This window comes from Streptomyces sp. NPDC057565, assembly GCF_042801455.1.
In the GTDB taxonomy this organism is placed as follows: Bacteria; Actinomycetota; Actinomycetes; order Streptomycetales; family Streptomycetaceae; genus Streptomyces; species Streptomyces yanii.
On sequence record NZ_JBHVFU010000006.1, the window covers coordinates 279,424 to 294,625 of the forward strand.

The 15,202-nt window shown below is 68.5% G+C and carries 12 protein-coding genes and 2 pseudogenes; 5 read left to right on the plus strand and 9 right to left on the minus strand.

Features of this window, described 5'->3' with window-relative positions:
• The first annotated feature begins 1 nt into the window (after position 1).
• Positions 2-1,051, plus strand: a complete 1,050-nt coding sequence (locus ACFU8W_RS15815) for a hypothetical protein (RefSeq protein WP_384036791.1) — start codon at positions 2-4, stop codon at positions 1,049-1,051.
• Between the two features lie 15 nt (positions 1,052-1,066).
• Here the strand turns inward: ACFU8W_RS15815 and ACFU8W_RS15820 are convergent, their stop codons facing one another.
• The 5 genes from ACFU8W_RS15820 to ACFU8W_RS15840 form a co-directional block, all read right to left on the minus strand.
• Positions 1,067-2,575 (minus strand): glucoamylase family protein, encoded by a 1,509-nt coding sequence (locus tag ACFU8W_RS15820; RefSeq protein ID WP_384036794.1) that lies wholly within the window; start codon positions 2,573-2,575, stop codon positions 1,067-1,069.
• A 249-nt stretch (positions 2,576-2,824) separates the two neighbouring features.
• Complete coding sequence (locus tag ACFU8W_RS15825) at positions 2,825-4,027, minus strand: glycoside hydrolase family 1 protein (RefSeq protein ID WP_384036797.1); 1,203 nt, start codon at positions 4,025-4,027, stop codon at positions 2,825-2,827.
• A gap of 81 nt (positions 4,028-4,108) precedes the next feature.
• Entirely contained in the window at positions 4,109-5,011 is a 903-nt protein-coding gene (locus tag ACFU8W_RS15830; RefSeq protein WP_384036800.1) for a carbohydrate ABC transporter permease, read from the minus strand.
• Entirely contained in the window at positions 5,008-6,000 is a 993-nt protein-coding gene (locus ACFU8W_RS15835; protein WP_384036803.1) for a carbohydrate ABC transporter permease, read from the minus strand. Before ACFU8W_RS15835 ends, ACFU8W_RS15830 begins: the two co-directional genes overlap by 4 nt.
• A 5-nt stretch (positions 6,001-6,005) precedes the next feature.
• Entirely contained in the window at positions 6,006-7,250 is a 1,245-nt protein-coding gene (locus tag ACFU8W_RS15840; protein WP_384036805.1) for a sugar ABC transporter substrate-binding protein, read from the minus strand.
• Positions 7,251-7,485: 235 nt separating this feature from the next.
• Between ACFU8W_RS15840 and ACFU8W_RS15845 the strand changes: the two genes are divergently transcribed.
• Positions 7,486-8,478: an acetylxylan esterase gene (locus ACFU8W_RS15845; protein ID WP_384036808.1), complete on the plus strand. Its 993-nt coding sequence runs from the start codon at positions 7,486-7,488 to the stop codon at positions 8,476-8,478.
• A 207-nt stretch (positions 8,479-8,685) separates the two neighbouring features.
• Here the strand turns inward: ACFU8W_RS15845 and ACFU8W_RS15850 are convergent, their stop codons facing one another.
• Positions 8,686-9,756 (minus strand): LacI family DNA-binding transcriptional regulator, encoded by a 1,071-nt coding sequence (locus tag ACFU8W_RS15850; RefSeq protein ID WP_384036811.1) that lies wholly within the window; start codon positions 9,754-9,756, stop codon positions 8,686-8,688.
• Between the two features lie 157 nt (positions 9,757-9,913).
• Here ACFU8W_RS15850 and ACFU8W_RS15855 point away from each other — a divergent pair, with 157 nt between their 5' ends.
• From ACFU8W_RS15855 to ACFU8W_RS15865, 3 genes and pseudogenes are all read left to right on the plus strand, one after another.
• Positions 9,914-10,375 (plus strand): MarR family winged helix-turn-helix transcriptional regulator, encoded by a 462-nt coding sequence (locus tag ACFU8W_RS15855; RefSeq protein ID WP_384036813.1) that lies wholly within the window; start codon positions 9,914-9,916, stop codon positions 10,373-10,375.
• A 194-nt stretch (positions 10,376-10,569) separates the two neighbouring features.
• Positions 10,570-11,092, plus strand: a pseudogene (locus ACFU8W_RS15860) (hypothetical protein).
• Positions 11,089-11,639: pseudogene (locus ACFU8W_RS15865) on the plus strand (isochorismatase family protein). Before ACFU8W_RS15860 ends, ACFU8W_RS15865 begins: the two co-directional pseudogenes overlap by 4 nt.
• A gap of 6 nt (positions 11,640-11,645) precedes the next feature.
• On the opposite strand, the gene ACFU8W_RS15870 reads toward ACFU8W_RS15865, so the two are convergent.
• The 3 genes from ACFU8W_RS15870 to ACFU8W_RS15880 are packed head-to-tail and all read right to left on the minus strand — an operon-like array spanning position 11,646 to position 15,202.
• Complete coding sequence (locus ACFU8W_RS15870; RefSeq protein WP_384036816.1) at positions 11,646-12,419, minus strand: succinate dehydrogenase/fumarate reductase iron-sulfur subunit; 774 nt, start codon at positions 12,417-12,419, stop codon at positions 11,646-11,648.
• Positions 12,416-14,332, minus strand: a complete 1,917-nt coding sequence (locus ACFU8W_RS15875) for a fumarate reductase/succinate dehydrogenase flavoprotein subunit (RefSeq protein ID WP_384036819.1) — start codon at positions 14,330-14,332, stop codon at positions 12,416-12,418. Before ACFU8W_RS15875 ends, ACFU8W_RS15870 begins: the two co-directional genes overlap by 4 nt.
• Complete coding sequence (locus ACFU8W_RS15880; RefSeq protein WP_384036822.1) at positions 14,333-15,202, minus strand: hypothetical protein; 870 nt, start codon at positions 15,200-15,202, stop codon at positions 14,333-14,335. It lies immediately after the preceding gene.

A 15,202-nucleotide genomic window follows, 5' to 3' on the forward strand; every position in this document is an offset into this window, starting at 1 on the left:
TATGGCCAGTGCTGTGTGGAATCGGGTGGGCCGGTTCCGCTGGAGTCGGCTCTGGGAGACCTGGCCGCGACGGATCGCGCTCGGCCTCGTCCTGGTGATCGTGATTCCGGTGGTCACGGCGGGTGTCGCGCTGCGGATCAACTACTCCGGCGATCCCGGTGCCGGGACCCGTACCCGCGGCCGTGATGCCGTCTGGCTCGGCCACGCCTGGGTCGACGGGCGCAAGACCGACAAGGACCTCGCCGCGTTTGCCGCCCGGATCAGGGGGACCGGGATCAAGGACCTGTACGTCCATGCCGGACCCCTGGAACACGACGGCACACTGCCCACCACCCGCTACCCGAAGGCGCGATGGCTGCTCGATGCCGTGCACCGCACTCTGCCGGGCATCCGGGTGCAGGCCTGGCTCGGCGACGTCCTGGCCACCGAAGGTCCCGACGGGCTTCGTCTGGAACGGTCCGCGTCCCGCACCGCGGTGGTCGCCTCCGCGAGGCAGATCCTCGATGCCGGTTTCGACGGTGTCCACTTCGACCTCGAACCCCTGCACTCCGGCGACCGGCACTATCTCTCGCTGCTCGACGACCTGCACGCCCTCACACAGGCCCGATCGGCACCGCTCTCCGTCGCCGCCCACCAGATCGATCCGCTGCCCGCCGCGCACAGTGTCGTGGGCACGCTCAGTGGCAGCCCCAAGTGGTGGTCGCAGAAGTTCTTCGGGCAGGTGGCGCGACGTGTGGACCAGATCGCCGTCATGTCGTACGACAGCTGGATGCCGCTGGAGGGCATGTACGGCGGCTACGTCGCGGAGCAGACAGCGCTCGCCCTCGAAGTGACCCCCCGGGAGACCGATCTGCTGATGGGCCTGCCGTTCTTCCACGAGGACGATCTCGGGCACCACGAGTCGGCGGAGACGGTCGAGGCCGCAGTCCGCGGCACCAGACTGGGTCTGGGACGCACGGACCGCGGCCGGGAACGGTTCGGAGTCGCGCTCTATGTGGACTTCGCCGCGCGGGAAGGTGACTGGGCGGCGTACCGCGAGGGGTGGAACTGACCCCGCCGCCGGGGGTCAGATGGAGAACCGCTCCTTGGCGAGCAGCGGACGCACCTTCGACCGGAACCCGCCCGTCCGGAAAGGCTGTTGCAGCAGCCCGGGGCGGATCGCCTGGGCCAGTGCCGCGGCGATCATGCCCTGGTCGAGGGCGAGCATGTAATCACTGACCCGTCCGGTGCGGACATTGACGGAGTCCCGGAAGCCGTAACCGTCGTGGTAGGCACCGAAGTCGCGGTCGAGCGCCCGCAGGTTGGCCATCGCCTCCACCGGTGCGTACGGCAGGGCGAGGAACGAGGCGTGCGGGGTGACCACACCGTTGGTGAACGCCGACGCGGGCGGCAGCGGCGCGCCGTCCGTGGTGTACGTACGGTCGGTATTGGAGGCATAGCCGTCGACCTGCATGCCGATGGCGTCGACGCCGTACTCCTGGTAACCGCCCTCGGGAATGTTGGCGGGGGAGAAACCCCAGTACCCGTACTTCGCTTCGTCCATGCCGTGTTCGATCTGACTGCGGACATAACGCTGGTGGGTGAGGCCCCAGGCCTGCGGCGACCACTCCGGCTCCGGCACGAACAGTGGCACCATCAGCGCCTCGAACATCGAACCACCCCAGCTGGGGATGATCTTCCGGCCGCGGTGGGTGTAGTGGCCCTGCCAGACGCGAACGCCGTCCATGGCGACGTACGAACCCTGCGGATACTGCTCCTGCCCGTGCTCCGGAAGCATCGTGCGCAGCAGGTGCCAGTAGTGGTCGGCCGGCAGTGATCCATCCGCGATGCCGAGGTAACTGGCCATGCGCGGCTCGGTGTTGAGCGCTCCGTAATGGTGGCCGGTGGGCTCCTCGGTGTCGGGCCAGAAGCCGCCGCGCAGCTGGCCGGGGCCGGCGACCGGGTCGGCCGGGTCGTACGGCGTGTAGTAGTACGACCAGTCGGCGGTAGCCAGGATCCGGGAGACGCGCGGGCGCAGCGCGGGCGAGGCGTCGGCGGCGATGCGCAGGCCGGTGATCAGCCAGGCGTTGTCGACGGAGGAGAGGAACGGGCGGACCGGGTCGCCGGTGCCGGGCCACTCGGTCAGCACCGAACCATCGTGCGCGTCGTACCAGTTGAGCCAGAAGCCGTGGTGGCGCTCCAGCTTCTCCACGGCCTGCACGGTGCGCTCCAGCCTTCGGTGCATTGTGGCGTCGCTGATCACGCCGAGACGGCCCGCGGCCACGGTCGACCAGAGCCCGCAGCCGATATTGGTGGGCGAGGTCTGGCGGGACTGGACGGGGCCGCCGGATCCGCTGACGTCGATCTTGTCCGTGGCCAGACCGAGGTCGGTCGTCATTGCCTCGATCGAGTGGTACGTGTCGCGGAACCAGCGCAGCAGCAGCGGTGTATCAAAGGCATGAACAGGATGCGCGGCATGAGTGGGTTGACCGGATCGAGTGGCCGGAGCGGCGCTCGCGGAGGACGCGGATACGACTCCGAAGGACAGGGCGGCAGCCCCGGTCCCTGCAGCGGTGATGAACGTGCGACGGTCCATGAAGGTCCAGCTCCCGGTGGCAGAAGGGGGATGGGGGGATTTCGTGGCGTGCTCGATGCGGCGGCAGGAAGACGGCCGCGGGTGTGGCTGCGCCGATGGCGCGGTTTTCGGGTGTGGCTGTCGGCGCGTCCGAGGCCGTGGGGCGTCGAGCGCGCCGAAGGGTGCAGTGCGGGAACCGGCGGCCGTCAGGTTCCGCCGGTTCCCGCACTGGAGGGGGCCGTCAGGTGGCTCCCGGTCTGTGGGGTTTCGTCAGTCGGCGATGCGCGGCAGGGTGCGGGTGCGGCCCATTTCGCCCAGCCAGACGGCGGACGGCTTCGGCAGCCGCTCGAAGGTCTCCGGGTTCCAGCCGATCAGACCGAAGGTGGGCTTGTAGGAGCCCCACTCGTAGTTGTCGAGCGCGCTCCACGCCAGATAGCCCTGAATGTTGAGACCGTCCTGCAGCGCGGACGCGACCTCGTTCAGAGCCCCGGTGTAGTAGTCGACCCGGCGGCTGTCGACATCGGTCGCGATGCCGTTCTCGGTCACGATCAGCGACACCTCGCTGCCGACCACCTCGGCGGTGTGACGCAGCGCGTAGCCCACCGCGGACGGGTAGTACTCCCACTGCGTGAGGGTGCGCTCGACGCCCTCGGCCGTCGGGATCGGTCCGTCGGCGCCGATCCTGGTGCGGGTGTAGGACTGGACGCCGATCCAGTCGTCGCCGCGGGCGGCCTCGATGAAGATGTCCTCGCGCGGGTAGCGGTACGCGGCCGTGACGTCCTCGGCGCCCGGGAGCGCCTGGTAGACCTGGTTGGCGATGGTCCAGCCGACCTGGATGTCGGCGTTGACCGCCTTGACCTCCTTGACGGCGGCGTGGTGGGCGGCGATGACGGCCTGGGTCGTTTCGTCGTCCGGGGTCGGCAGCCCGGCCGGCGGGAAGCTGTTGTCGCCCCGCTTGGCCTGGCCGGCCATCACGGCGATCATGTTGGGCTCGTTGATGGTGCAGACGTGGCTGACGTCCTGGCCGATCACCGGTGCGCAGGCTGCGACGTAGCGGGCGAAGAGCTCGGTCGCTCCCTCGGCGGTCCAGCCCCCGCGCGCCTCGAACCACTGCGGCACGGTGAAGTGGTGCAGGGTGATCATCGGGCGCAGGCCGCGCTCGACGGCGCCTTCGACCATGCGGCGGTAGTGGGCGAGTTCGGCCCGCGAGAACTGGCCCTCGGCCGGCTCGATGCGCGCCCACTCGATGGAGAACCGGTAGTCGGTGAAACCGAGACCGGCGAGTACGTCCATGTCCTCGTGCCAGCGGTGGTAGCTGTCGCAGGCGTCCAGGCTGGGCTCCTGGATGTGGGTGCCCGCGGTGTGTTCCTTGACCCACCAGTCGCTGTTGGTGTTGTTGCCCTCGATCTGGTGGGCGGCCGTGGAGGCACCCCACAGGAAGCCTTCGGGGAACGGGACCTGGGTGTGAGTCATCGCAAAATGTCTTTCTGGTGCATGGAGGGGTGTGGCCGACAGCGGAGTGGGGTGCGGCCTTGTGCGTTTTGGCCGGGCGGGCTACTTCATGCCGGCCGTGGCAATGCCCTGGGTGAAGTGGCGCTGCAGCGCGATGAACAGGACCAGCACGGGCAGCACGACCAGGAACGCCCCGGCCATCAGCATGCCGTTGGAGCCACCAGCCTTGTTGGGGTCCGTGGCGAAGGTCGCGAGTGCTACCGGCAGGGTGTATTTGTCCGGGTCGTTGGTCGCGATCAGCGGCCAGACGAAGTTGTTCCAGGAACCGAGGAAGGTGAAGATCGAGAGCGTTGCGAGGGCAGGCTTCACCAGCGGCATCACGATCCGCCAGAAGATGTACCACTCGCCGGCGCCGTCCATCCGGGCCGCTTCCAGCAGTTCGTCCGGGATCGACTGCATGAACTGCCGCATCAGGAAGACACCGAAGGCTCCGGCGGCGAAGGGCAGCACGAGCCCCGCGTAGGTGTCGATCAGCTGGAGCTTGCTCATCAGCACGAAGAGCGGCAGCAGCATCAGATTGCCGGGCACCATCAGGGCGCCGAGGACCAGCCCGAAGATCTTGTTGCGCCCGATGAAGTTCAGCTTGGCCAGGGCATAGCCGAGCATCGAGCAGAACACCAGGTTCGCGAGGGTGACCAGCACCGCCACGATCACCGAGTTCATGAAGTACAGCGGCAGATCGAGCTTGTCGAGCAGGTCCCGGAAGTTGTCCAGGGTCCACTCGGTGGGGATCCACACCGGAGGGCTGGCCGACAGTTCGCTCGACGTCTTGAAGGCCGAGAGAGCCATCCAGAGGAACGGTGCCGACATGATCAGCAGACCGACCGAGAGCAGGACGTAGACCAGCGGCCGCTTGGGGTTTCGGGTTTTCTTCACGCCCTGGGGCCGGATCGGCTCCTTCGACTTCGCCGTCGGGACGGCGCCGGGTGCACGGGTGGCGCTCATTTCGTGTTGTCCTTCAGCAGTCGGAGCTGGAGCACAGTGATGCCCATGATCACTACGAAGAGGACATACGCCATGGCGCTCGCATAGCCCATGTGGAAGAAGTTGAAGCCCTCGCGGTACATGTTCAGCGAAACGGTGAGGGTGGAGTCCGAGGGCCCGCCCTGCGTCATCACGAACGGTTCCTCGAAGACGTTGAGGTAGCCGATGGTGGTGATGACCGTGGCGTAGAGGAGCGTGGGCCGCAGCAGAGGCACGGTGATCCTGCGGAACTCGTGCCAGACACCGGCGCCGTCGAGCTTCGCGGCTTCCCGCACTTCGGTGGGAATGGCCTGCAGGCCGGCGATGAAGAGCACCATGACCGTGCCGAGGTTGCGCCAGACCGCCATGGCGATCATCGACGGCATCGCCAGCGTCTCGGAGCCGAGGAAGTCCGGAGGGGTGAGGCCCACTTCCGTGAAGAGGCCGCCGATCAGCCCGTCGCTCGGGTCGAGCACAAAACGCCAGACCACGGCGACCGCGACGATCGTGGTGACCACCGGAGCGTAGAAACCGACCCGGAAGAAGGTCCGCGCCCGGTCGATGCCGTTGTTCAGCAGTACCGCGGCGACCAGACCGAGGAAGATCGTCAGGGGGACACCGATGACCACGAAGTACGCAGTGTTGAAAAGCGACTTGAGGAACTTGTCGTCGCTGAACAGATTGACGTAGTTCTCGAAACCGATGAAATTCGCGTCCAGCGGGTGCGTGACATTGCGCAGTCCGAAGTCGGTGAAGCTCATCAGCAGAGTGGCGAGGATCGGGAACGCCATGAAGACGGTGAAGAGGACGAGGAAGGGAGTGGAGAACAGCCAGCCGGCCGCGTTCTGCACACCCATCGAAGCCCTCTTGCGACCCCGGCGCCCCTGTGGCCCGGCGGCCGGGGACGCGGAGGTCCCCGGCCCGGCCTGCACCTTGGCCGGCTGTGCGGCCTTTCCGGTCGTGGTGCTCATGGCTCCTACTTCACGAGGCCTTCGATCTGGGACTGCGCCGTCTTCAGCGCGTCCTCGGCGGAAGCCTTGCCCTGGGTCACCTTCGCGATGGCCTGGTCCACCTTGTCGGTGATCTCGGTCCACTTGGCCAGCGAGGGCGAGGGCTTGGCGGTGTCCATCTGCTTCTTGAACACCTGGAGGTTGGCGTCGTCGGCGAGCGTTCCGGAGGTCCAGGCCGCGGTGTTGGCAGGCAGGTCCTTGGTGCGCTTGTACCAGTCGGCCTGGCCCTTGGCGTCGGTCAGGTACTTGATGAACTGCGTGGCGGCGGCCTTGTGCTCACTGTCCTTGGAGATCACCAGGGAGGAGCCGCCCGCCATCGAGACGGAGGACTTGTCGGCGGGGACGTTGGCCACCGCCCACTTGCCCTTGATCTGCGGCTGGCCCTCGTCCAGCAGGGTCACGTGCCAGGGGCCGCCGAAGAACATGGGGACGCGGCCGTTGCCGAAGTCCTTCACGACGTCGTAGCCGGGCTGCACGGACTTGTTGGAGAGACCCTTGTCGAAGTACGAGCCGTACTCCTTCAGCGCCTTGACGGCCTCAGGGCTGTCGATGACGGCTTCGCCCTTGTCGTTGACGATCTCGCCGCCGGCCGAGTACAGGAAGGAGTAGAAGTTCTGCACCGTGTCCAGGCCACTGGGCTGGATGGACAGGCCCCACTTGGTACCGGCCTTCTTCTGGTAGGCGGTCGCGAGGTCCTGCATCTCCTTCCAGTTGGTCGGGGCCTTGTCGATGCCGGCCTTCTCGGCCAGGTCGGTGCGGTAGTAGAGGACGCGGGTGTCGACGTACCACGGCACGCCGTACGCGGTGCCGTCCACCTCGCCCTGGTTCCAGCCGGAGGCGAAGAAGTCCTTCTTGTCGAAGGTCTTGGTGTCCACCGGCTCGAGGACGCCCAGCTCGGCGAACTCGCCCATGTAGCTGCCGCCCATCTGCGCCACGTCCGGCAAGGTGCCGGCGGCGGCCGCGGAGACCAGCTTCTGGTGGGCGACGTCCCAGCCGACCGGGGTCACCTTGACGGTGATGTTCGGGTGGGACTTCTCGTAGACCTTCGCCACATCCGCGAGCTTCTCGCCCTCGGCCCCCATGGCCCAGACGGTGATCGTCTGCTTCTTGTCCGCGGCGACGTCGTCGCCACCGGAACTGCCGCACGCGGTGATGCCGAATGCGAGAGCGACTGCTATGCCGACCGAGGCGGTTCTGACGGTGCGGGACATGGAGGGCTCCTCCTTGAGCAATCCGAATGTATGCGCTGCCTGTAAGCGCATACATCACTCTGCGGCACATATTCGGGGATGCGCAAGAGGGTGCTAGGTCACACTCGTGCAACGTGTCGGTCATCTGAATGTTCAACTTTGGAACCGTAAACGGGGTGTTTGCGGATATGAAACCGATGTGACCGATTCGGTAAGTGGTCTGGACCGGAGATGGTGGGGCGATACTGTCGCGATCATGGCTTCGTTCACGCATGACTTCCCGTTCGATCCGTCCTACGGGTGCTCGCTCGATGAGCTCCTGCGCGTCCCGCCGCCTGCCGCCCCGGGCGATTTCGCGGCCTTCTGGCGAGCCCGCCACGACGAGGCCCGCAAGGTCGCCACGGAGCCGCGGATAGGCCCGTTGGAGGGGGAGCGCGACGGGCTTCGGATCCACGGTGTGACGTACACCTCCGTGGGTGGGGCCCGGATCGGCGGCTGGCTCGCACTGCCTGCCGAGGGGGCGGCGGAGCACGGATTCGTGATCGGCCACGGCTACGGCGGCCGGCAGGAACCCGGGCCCGATCTGCCGCTGCCGCTGGCCCGGTCCGCCGCGATCCTGCCCTGTGTGCGCGGCATGGGCAGCCGCGGCCTGCAGCCGGGCATTCCCGACGCGGCCGACGCGCATGTCCTGCACGGCATCGAGTCGCGCGACACGTATGTCATCGGCGACTGCGTGGCCGACCTGTGGTGCGCGGCCTCGGCGCTGCACGAGCTCGTCCCGGAGCTTGCTCCCGAGGGCGGGGAGGGGGTTCATCGCCTGGGCTACCTCGGGGAGAGCTTCGGCGGTGGACTCGGCGCGCTGGCCCTGCCGTGGGACGACCGGTTCGGGGCCGCTCAGCTGACGGTGCCGACGTTCGGGAACCACCCGCTGCGCATCACGCTGCCGTGTGTCGGCAGTGGTGAATCGGTGCGCGCGTACCACCGGGAGCACCCTGAAGTCACCGATGTGCTGCGGTACTTCGACGCGGCGACGGCCGCCGCGCAGGTGGAGTTGCCGACGCTGGTGGCGGCCGCGCTGTTTGATCCGGCGGTGCCGCCGCCCGGTCAGTTCGCCGTACACAATGCGCTCACCGGGCCGCGGGAACTGCAGGTGCTGAGCGCGGGGCACTTCGAGCACGAGGGGCTTGCCGCGGAGACGGCGGAACTGCGGGAGAACCGGCGGCGGTTCTTCGGCACGTACCTGGCCTGAGGGCTGTCCCGGGCAAGCTTTGCCCCGTCGCGCCGCCCGGCACGCACTCCCCCAAGGCCTTAAGGGCCAGGGGGGACCCCCTTCGGCGTTGGCCAGAGCCCTGATGGCACTGATCCCGGGGAACTGGGATCAGCCGGCTGCCGGGTTGTCCTCGGGCGCCCGAGACGCTGGGATGCGCGCCCGGTCGTGGGTGACTTCCGGCGTCCGTCAGCCGCAGCCGCAGCTGGCCCGGCGGGCCAGCGAGACCGGGAGCATGAGGGAGACCGGGGGGCGTTCCCGGTTGCTCAGGCGCTGCACCAGCAGTTCGACCGCCTGCTCGCCCAGCTGGCGGATCGGCTGCCGTACGGTCGTCAGTGGCGGTCGTACGATCCGGCTCAGCGGGATCCCGTCGAACCCGGTCACGGCGATGTCCTCGGGCACCCGCACCCCCCGGCGCTCCAGTGCGCGCAATGCGCCCACCGCCATCTGATCATTGGCGAACAGCATCGCCTGCGGGCGTTCGGAGTCGCTGAGGCCCGCGTTCCGGTCCAGCAGTGCCTCTGCCGTCCGCGCGCCCTCGGCCTGCGTCATCATCTCGGCCCGCAGGTCCGGTGCGTCCGGCACCGGGAGCCCGGCGTTCCGGCAGGCCTGCTGGAAGCCGCGGAACCGTGCCTCCGCGTCCGGGGACTCCACCTCGCCCCCGATGAAGGCGAGCCTGCGCAGCCCGTGGTCCTCGATCAGGTGGCGGGCCAGTTCGCGTTCGCCGTCCGCGTTCGCGACGACGATGTGGTCGAGGTGGTCGATCTCGCGCGGCCCGGCGAGCATCACCACCGGCAGCCGGCGCGATATCACTTCGAGGTCCTCGGTCGGCACGGTCTGCGCCAGTACGGCGAAGCCGTCGACCCGGCCCGCGACCTTCGCGACGAGGCTCTCGGGCCCGCCCTCCAGCGATGCTGCGATCAGCAGGGCGTATCCGTGCCGCCGCGCCGCCCGTTCCATGCCGCGGATGATCTGGTCGGAGTAGAGCATCACCGCGTCGTCGGCGTCGCTGTCCGCCTCCGCGTCGGCCTCGGCGTCCGGGTCGGCGTAGTCGGGGAAGCAGAGTCCGAGCACGCCGGTCGTCCGGCTGGCCAGTCCGCGGGCGTTCCCGCTGGGTACGTAACCGAGCTCGCGTGCCGCTTCGAGAACCCGTTCGCGGGTCTGGGCGCGGACGGAATCCGGGTTGCGGTAGACCCGCGAGACCGTCGCGATCGAGACCCCCGACCGCTCGGCGACGTCGTACACCGTTGGGGCGCTCACCCGACCGACCGTCCGCTTCTTCTTCCGTACCGATATTTCTTCTGAAAGCGCATTCACCCTAGATCGCGGGGTCGTGCACGAGCAAGGTCCCGAGCGACTCCGCGAAAATAGACAGGCAACCTTGCAAGATGGCCTGTGCATCTTTTACTTTGGGGATATGCGGGAACCGACATCGTCCGAAGGCGCACCCCTTGAGCCGAGTGCCGAGCAGATGGCGACGCAGCTTGTCTCCGTCGTCAACCGGCTGCTGCGGCGGCTGCGCACCAGTTCGTCGGACAGCCTGCTCACCCCCACCCAGCGCTCGGTGCTGGCGCGGCTGGGCCGGGAAGGTCCGGACACCACGGCCGGGCTGGCCCGCGCGGAGTACGTACGGCCCCAGTCCATGCGGCTGACCCTCGGCGCGCTGGAGAGCCAGGGCCTCGTCGAGCGGGCCCCCGATCCAGCTGACGGCAGGAAGTCGGTCGTGTCCATCACCGAATCCGGCCGCACCACGCTCGGCGCCGTACGGGCCGCCAAGCACAACTGGCTGGCCGAAGCGATTGCGGCCGGACTCGACGGCGACGAGCGCCGCACCGTCGCCGAGGCCACGGCCCTCCTCGACCGCCTGGTCGAGAAGTGACCGCCTGCGAACCGACAGCACTACGGGCGGTCGGCGACGGGCCGGCGCCGGAAGCGATCCCCGGTCCGGCCGCCGCCACCGCACCCACGTCCGGCACGGCCGCCGCAGCAGCCCCCGGCCCGGCCGCCGCCATCCCCGGCTTCAGCGCCCGCCTCACCGCCCCGCTGCTCCTCGGCTCCGTGCTCAACACCACCATGATCTCCACCGCCCTGGTGGCGATCGGGCATCACTTCGGCATCGGTGCCGCCGACATCGCGTGGCTCATCTCGGTCCTGTATCTCGCCGGCGCCGTGGCCCAGCCCGTTCTCGTTCCTGACCGTGCTGGTCTTCTTCCTGCTCGATCTCGCCCACCCGGTGTGGTGGCTGCTCGGCCCCTTCGCCGTGCTGCTGCTCGCCGGAGCCTGCTTCGGCATACCGCAGGGGCTGATCGGTACGAGCAACCAGGCCGCTGTCCGGACGCACGCACCACCGGAGGCCATCGGCTCCGCCGCAGGACTCCAGCGCACTGCCCAGTACCGCACCGTCCAGTACATAGGGGCCATCACCGCGTCCAGCCTGATCGCCCTCGCCTACGGGCAGTCGCCGAGCGACGGCGGACTTCATCCGATGGCAGCGGTCTCGGCCGTGCTCGGCCTGCTGCTGACCGTCACCGACCGCGCACTGCGCACCTGTAACCGACCTCCACCGGAAAGAACCGAGCAAGGAGCTCCACCATGACCGCCACCACCCTGGACGCGAAGACCGCCCTGGTCGTCGTCGATCTCCAGAAGGGCATTGTCGGCCTGCCCACCGCCCATCCGGCGGCCGACATCGTCGCCAACTCCGCGACCCTCGCCGACGCCTTCCGGGCCAAGGGTCTCCCCGTCGTCCTGGTCCGTGTCACCGGCGGCGCCCCCGGCCGTACCGAGGGCCCCGGCGCTCCGGGCAGCCCGCCGCCGACTGGGCCGAGATCGTCCCCGAGCTCGGCCCGCGCGAGGGCGACGTCGTGGTCACCAAGCAGCAGTGGGGCGCCTTCTACGGCACCGATCTCGACCTTCAGCTGCGCCGCCGCGGCGTCACCCAGGTCGTGGTGACGGGAGTCGCGACGAGCATCGGCGTCGAGTCCACCGCCCGGGCCGCACACGAGCACGGCTACCACGTCACCGTCGTCACGGACGCGGTCACCGACATGGATGGCGGCTCCCACACCAACAGCATCGAGAAGATCTTCCCGAGGCTCGGCGAGACGGACACCACCGAGGCGATCGTCAAGCTGCTCGGCTGACCGGCATCAGGGAGCCTCCCGCCGTCGGATCCTGTTTCCCAGCCACACCAGCGGGTCGTACTTGCGGTCCACCGCCCGCTCCTTCAGCGGGATCAGCGCGTTGTCCGTGATCTTGATGTGCTCGGGGCACACCTCCGTACAGCATTTCGTGATGTTGCAGTAGCCCAGCCCGTGCTCCTCCTGCGCCGTCGCCTTCCGGTCGATTCCCGACTCGGAGGCGGCGTCCAAGGGGTGCATGTCCAGCTCGGCGACCCGCATCAGGAAGCGCGGTCCGGCGAACGCCGCCTTGTTCTCCTCGTGGTCGCGCACCACATGGCAGGTGTCCTGGCAGAGAAAGCACTCGATGCATTTGCGGAACTCCTGCGAACGCTCCACATCGACCTGCTGCATCCGGTAGTCGCCCGCCTTCACGCCTTTCGGCGGTACGAAGGCGGGTACCTCCCGTGCCTTGGTGTAGTTGAAGGTCACGTCCGTCACCAGATCGCGGATCACCGGGAACGCCCGCAGCGGAGTGACGGTGATCGTCTCGTCCCGGTCGAACACCGACATACGGGTCATGCACATCAGTCGTGGCCGTCCGTTGATCTCCGCGCTGCACGAACCGCACTTGCCCGCCTTGCAGTTCCAGCGCACCGCCAGATCGCCCGCCTGACCGGACTGGATCCGGTGGATGATGTCGAGGACGACCTCGCCGTCATTCACCTCGACCGAGAAGTCCTGCAGGTCACCGCCGTCGGTGTCGCCGCGCCAGACCCTGAACCGGGCTTCGTAGCTGCTCACTCGTACAGCTCCTCTTCGGCGAGGTACTTGACCAGCTCCTCCTTGTCGAAGAGGGAGAGCAGGTCCGGTCGGATGGGTTCGGTCGTCTTCCGTACGAGTTCGATCCGGCCGCCCAGCGGCAGGGCGCCGTCGTCGGACGGCCGGCAGAGCAGATTGACCGGCCGCCAGGAGCGCTCCATCGTCGGACAGTCCTCGCGGGTGTGACCGCCGCGGCTCTCCGTGCGTTCCAGCGCGGCCCGGGCGATGCACTCGCTGACCAGCAGCATGTTCCGCAGGTCCAGGGCGAGGTGCCAGCCCGGGTTGAACTGGCGGTGGCCCTCGACCCCGGCGCGGCGCGCCCGTATCCGCAGCTCGGCGAGCTTCTCCAGCGCCTGTTCCATCTCGGGTGCCCGCCGGATGATGCCGACCAGGTCGTTCATCGTCTGCTGGAGTTCCTGGTGGAGGGCGTAAGGATTCTCCGCCGGCCCCCCGGCGGCGTCAGGCTCCTCGGTGCTGAACGGACGCAGTGCCTCCGCCGCCGCCGCGTCGATCTGTTCCTCGTCCACCACCGGCGGGTCACCGATCCCGCTCGCGTACTCGGCGGCGTGCAGTCCGGCGCGTCGGCCGAAGACCAGCAGGTCGGAGAGGGAGTTGCCGCCGAGCCGGTTGGAGCCGTGCATACCGCCGGCGACCTCGCCCGCCGCGAACAGGCCGGGCACGGCGACGGTTGCCGCGGTGTCCGAGTCGACGGCGATCCCGCCCATCACGTAGTGGCAGGTCGGGCCGACCTCCATCGCCTCCGCCGTGATGTCGACATCCGCCAGCTCCTTGAACTGGTGGTACATCGAGGGCAGCCGCCGCCGGATCGTCTCGGCCGGCATCCGGGTGGACACGTCCAGGAAGACGCCACCGTGCGGTGAGCCGCGGCCCGCCTTCACCTCGGAGTTGATGGCGCGGGCGACCTCGTCGCGCGGCAGCAGCTCGGGCGGGCGGCGGTTGTGGTCCGGGTCCTCGTACCAGCGGTCGCCCTCCTCCTCCGACTGCGCGTACTTCTCCTTGAACACATCGGGGACGTAGTCGAACATGAACCGCTTGCCCTCGGAGTTGCGCAGCACCCCGCCGTCGCCGCGCACCGACTCGGTGACGAGGATCCCCTTCACCGACGGGGGCCAGACCATGCCGGTCGGATGGAACTGTACGAACTCCATGTTCAGCAGGGGTGCGCCCGCCAGCAGCGCGAGGGCGTGGCCGTCGCCGGTGTACTCCCAGGAGTTCGACGTGACCTTGAAGGACTTGCCGATGCCTCCGGTGGCGAGGACGACCGCGGGCGCTTCGAGGACGAAGAAGCGGCCGGACTCGCGCTCGTAGCAGAAGGTCCCGCTGACCCGCTCGCCGTCCTTGAGCACCCGCGTGACGGTGCACTCCTGGAAGACCTTCAAGCGGGCCTCGTGGTCGCCGTGCTCGCGGTGATCCTCCTGTTGCAGCGAGACGATCTTCTGCTGGAGGGTGCGGATCAGTTCGAGGCCGGTACGGTCCCCGACATGGGCGAGCCGTGGATACTCATGGCCGCCGAAGTTGCGCTGGGAGATCTTTCCGTCCGGCGTACGGTCGAAGAGCGCCCCCCAGGTCTCCAGCTCCCAGACCCGGTCCGGCGCCTCCTTGGCGTGCAGCTCCGCCATCCGCCACTGGTTGAGGAACTTCCCGCCGCGCATGGTGTCGCGGAAGTGCACCTGCCAGTTGTCCCCGGAGTTCACATTGCCCATGGAGGCGGCAATTCCGCCCTCCGCCATGACCGTGTGTGCCTTGCCGAAGAGCGATTTGCAGATGACCGCGGTACGGGCCCCGCGCTCCCGCGCCTCGATGGCGGCGCGCAGCCCGGCGCCTCCGGCACCGACCACGACGACGTCCCACTGCTGCCGTTCGAGCTCAGTCATTCAGAAAAACCTCGGATCGTCGAAGGCGCCGGAGGCCACGAGATACACGTAGAAGTCGGCGACCGCCACGCTGATCAGGGAGGCCCAGGCGAGGAGCATGTGCCGGGCGTTCAGCCGGCCCACCCAGCCCCACAGCCGGTAGCGCACGGGGTGCTTGGAGAAGTGCCGCAGCCGGCCGCCGATGATGTGCCGGCAGGAGTGACAGGACAGGGTGTACGCCCAGATCAGCGTGATGTTGATGAGGAAGATCAGGGAGCCGAGGCCCATGTGGCCCCAGGCGTAGTGCTCGTCACGGAAGGAGAGCACGGTGTCGTACGTGAGGATCCCGGCGACCGGCACCGCGGCGTAGAAGAAGTACCGGTGGATGTTCTGCATGATCAGCGGGAAGCGGGTCTCGCCGGTGTACGTCGTGTGCGGCTCGGCGACCGCGCAGGCCGGGGGCGAGGCCCAGAAGCCCCGGTAGTAGGCCTTGCGGTAGTAGTAACAGGTCAGCCGGAAGCCGAGCGGGAAGATCAGGATCAGCAGGGCGGGTGAGAGGCCCCACCAGCTGCCGAGGATTTCCCAGTTCGGGCCGTGCCGCATGGGGGCGCAGTTCTCCGCCAGACAGGGCGAGTAGAACGGCGACACATAGGGGGCGGCGTAGTAGTCGGCGTTCGAGAAGGCCCGCCAGGTCGAGTAGACGATGAAGGCGAGGAGCCCGCCCGCGGTGACCGCGGGCGCCAGCCACCAGCAGTCGGTCCGCAGATGGCGGGCGGCGATGGCAGCCCGCGAGGCGTCGTGCACGCCGGTCGGCCGGGTGGTGGGTGCGCCGCGCCGCGCGGGGTCCTTGCGTCGAGATGGTTCCGTACCTGGTGCTGTGCCGGTGGCCAA

Coding starts and splice junctions, on each gene's coding strand:
- ACFU8W_RS15840 (WP_384036805.1), bottom strand. CDS start 7,250: ATGTCCCGCACCGTCAGAACCGCCTCGGTCGGCATAGCAGTCGCTCTC.
- ACFU8W_RS15835 (WP_384036803.1), bottom strand. CDS start 6,000: ATGAGCACCACGACCGGAAAGGCCGCACAGCCGGCCAAGGTGCAGGCC.
- ACFU8W_RS15820 (WP_384036794.1), bottom strand. CDS start 2,575: ATGGACCGTCGCACGTTCATCACCGCTGCAGGGACCGGGGCTGCCGCC.
- ACFU8W_RS15830 (WP_384036800.1), bottom strand. CDS start 5,011: ATGAGCGCCACCCGTGCACCCGGCGCCGTCCCGACGGCGAAGTCGAAG.
- ACFU8W_RS15815 (WP_384036791.1), top strand. CDS start 2: ATGGCCAGTGCTGTGTGGAATCGGGTGGGCCGGTTCCGCTGGAGTCGG.
- ACFU8W_RS15825 (WP_384036797.1), bottom strand. CDS start 4,027: ATGACTCACACCCAGGTCCCGTTCCCCGAAGGCTTCCTGTGGGGTGCC.
- ACFU8W_RS15845 (WP_384036808.1), top strand. CDS start 7,486: ATGGCTTCGTTCACGCATGACTTCCCGTTCGATCCGTCCTACGGGTGC.
- ACFU8W_RS15855 (WP_384036813.1), top strand. CDS start 9,914: ATGCGGGAACCGACATCGTCCGAAGGCGCACCCCTTGAGCCGAGTGCC.
- ACFU8W_RS15875 (WP_384036819.1), bottom strand. CDS start 14,332: ATGACTGAGCTCGAACGGCAGCAGTGGGACGTCGTCGTGGTCGGTGCC.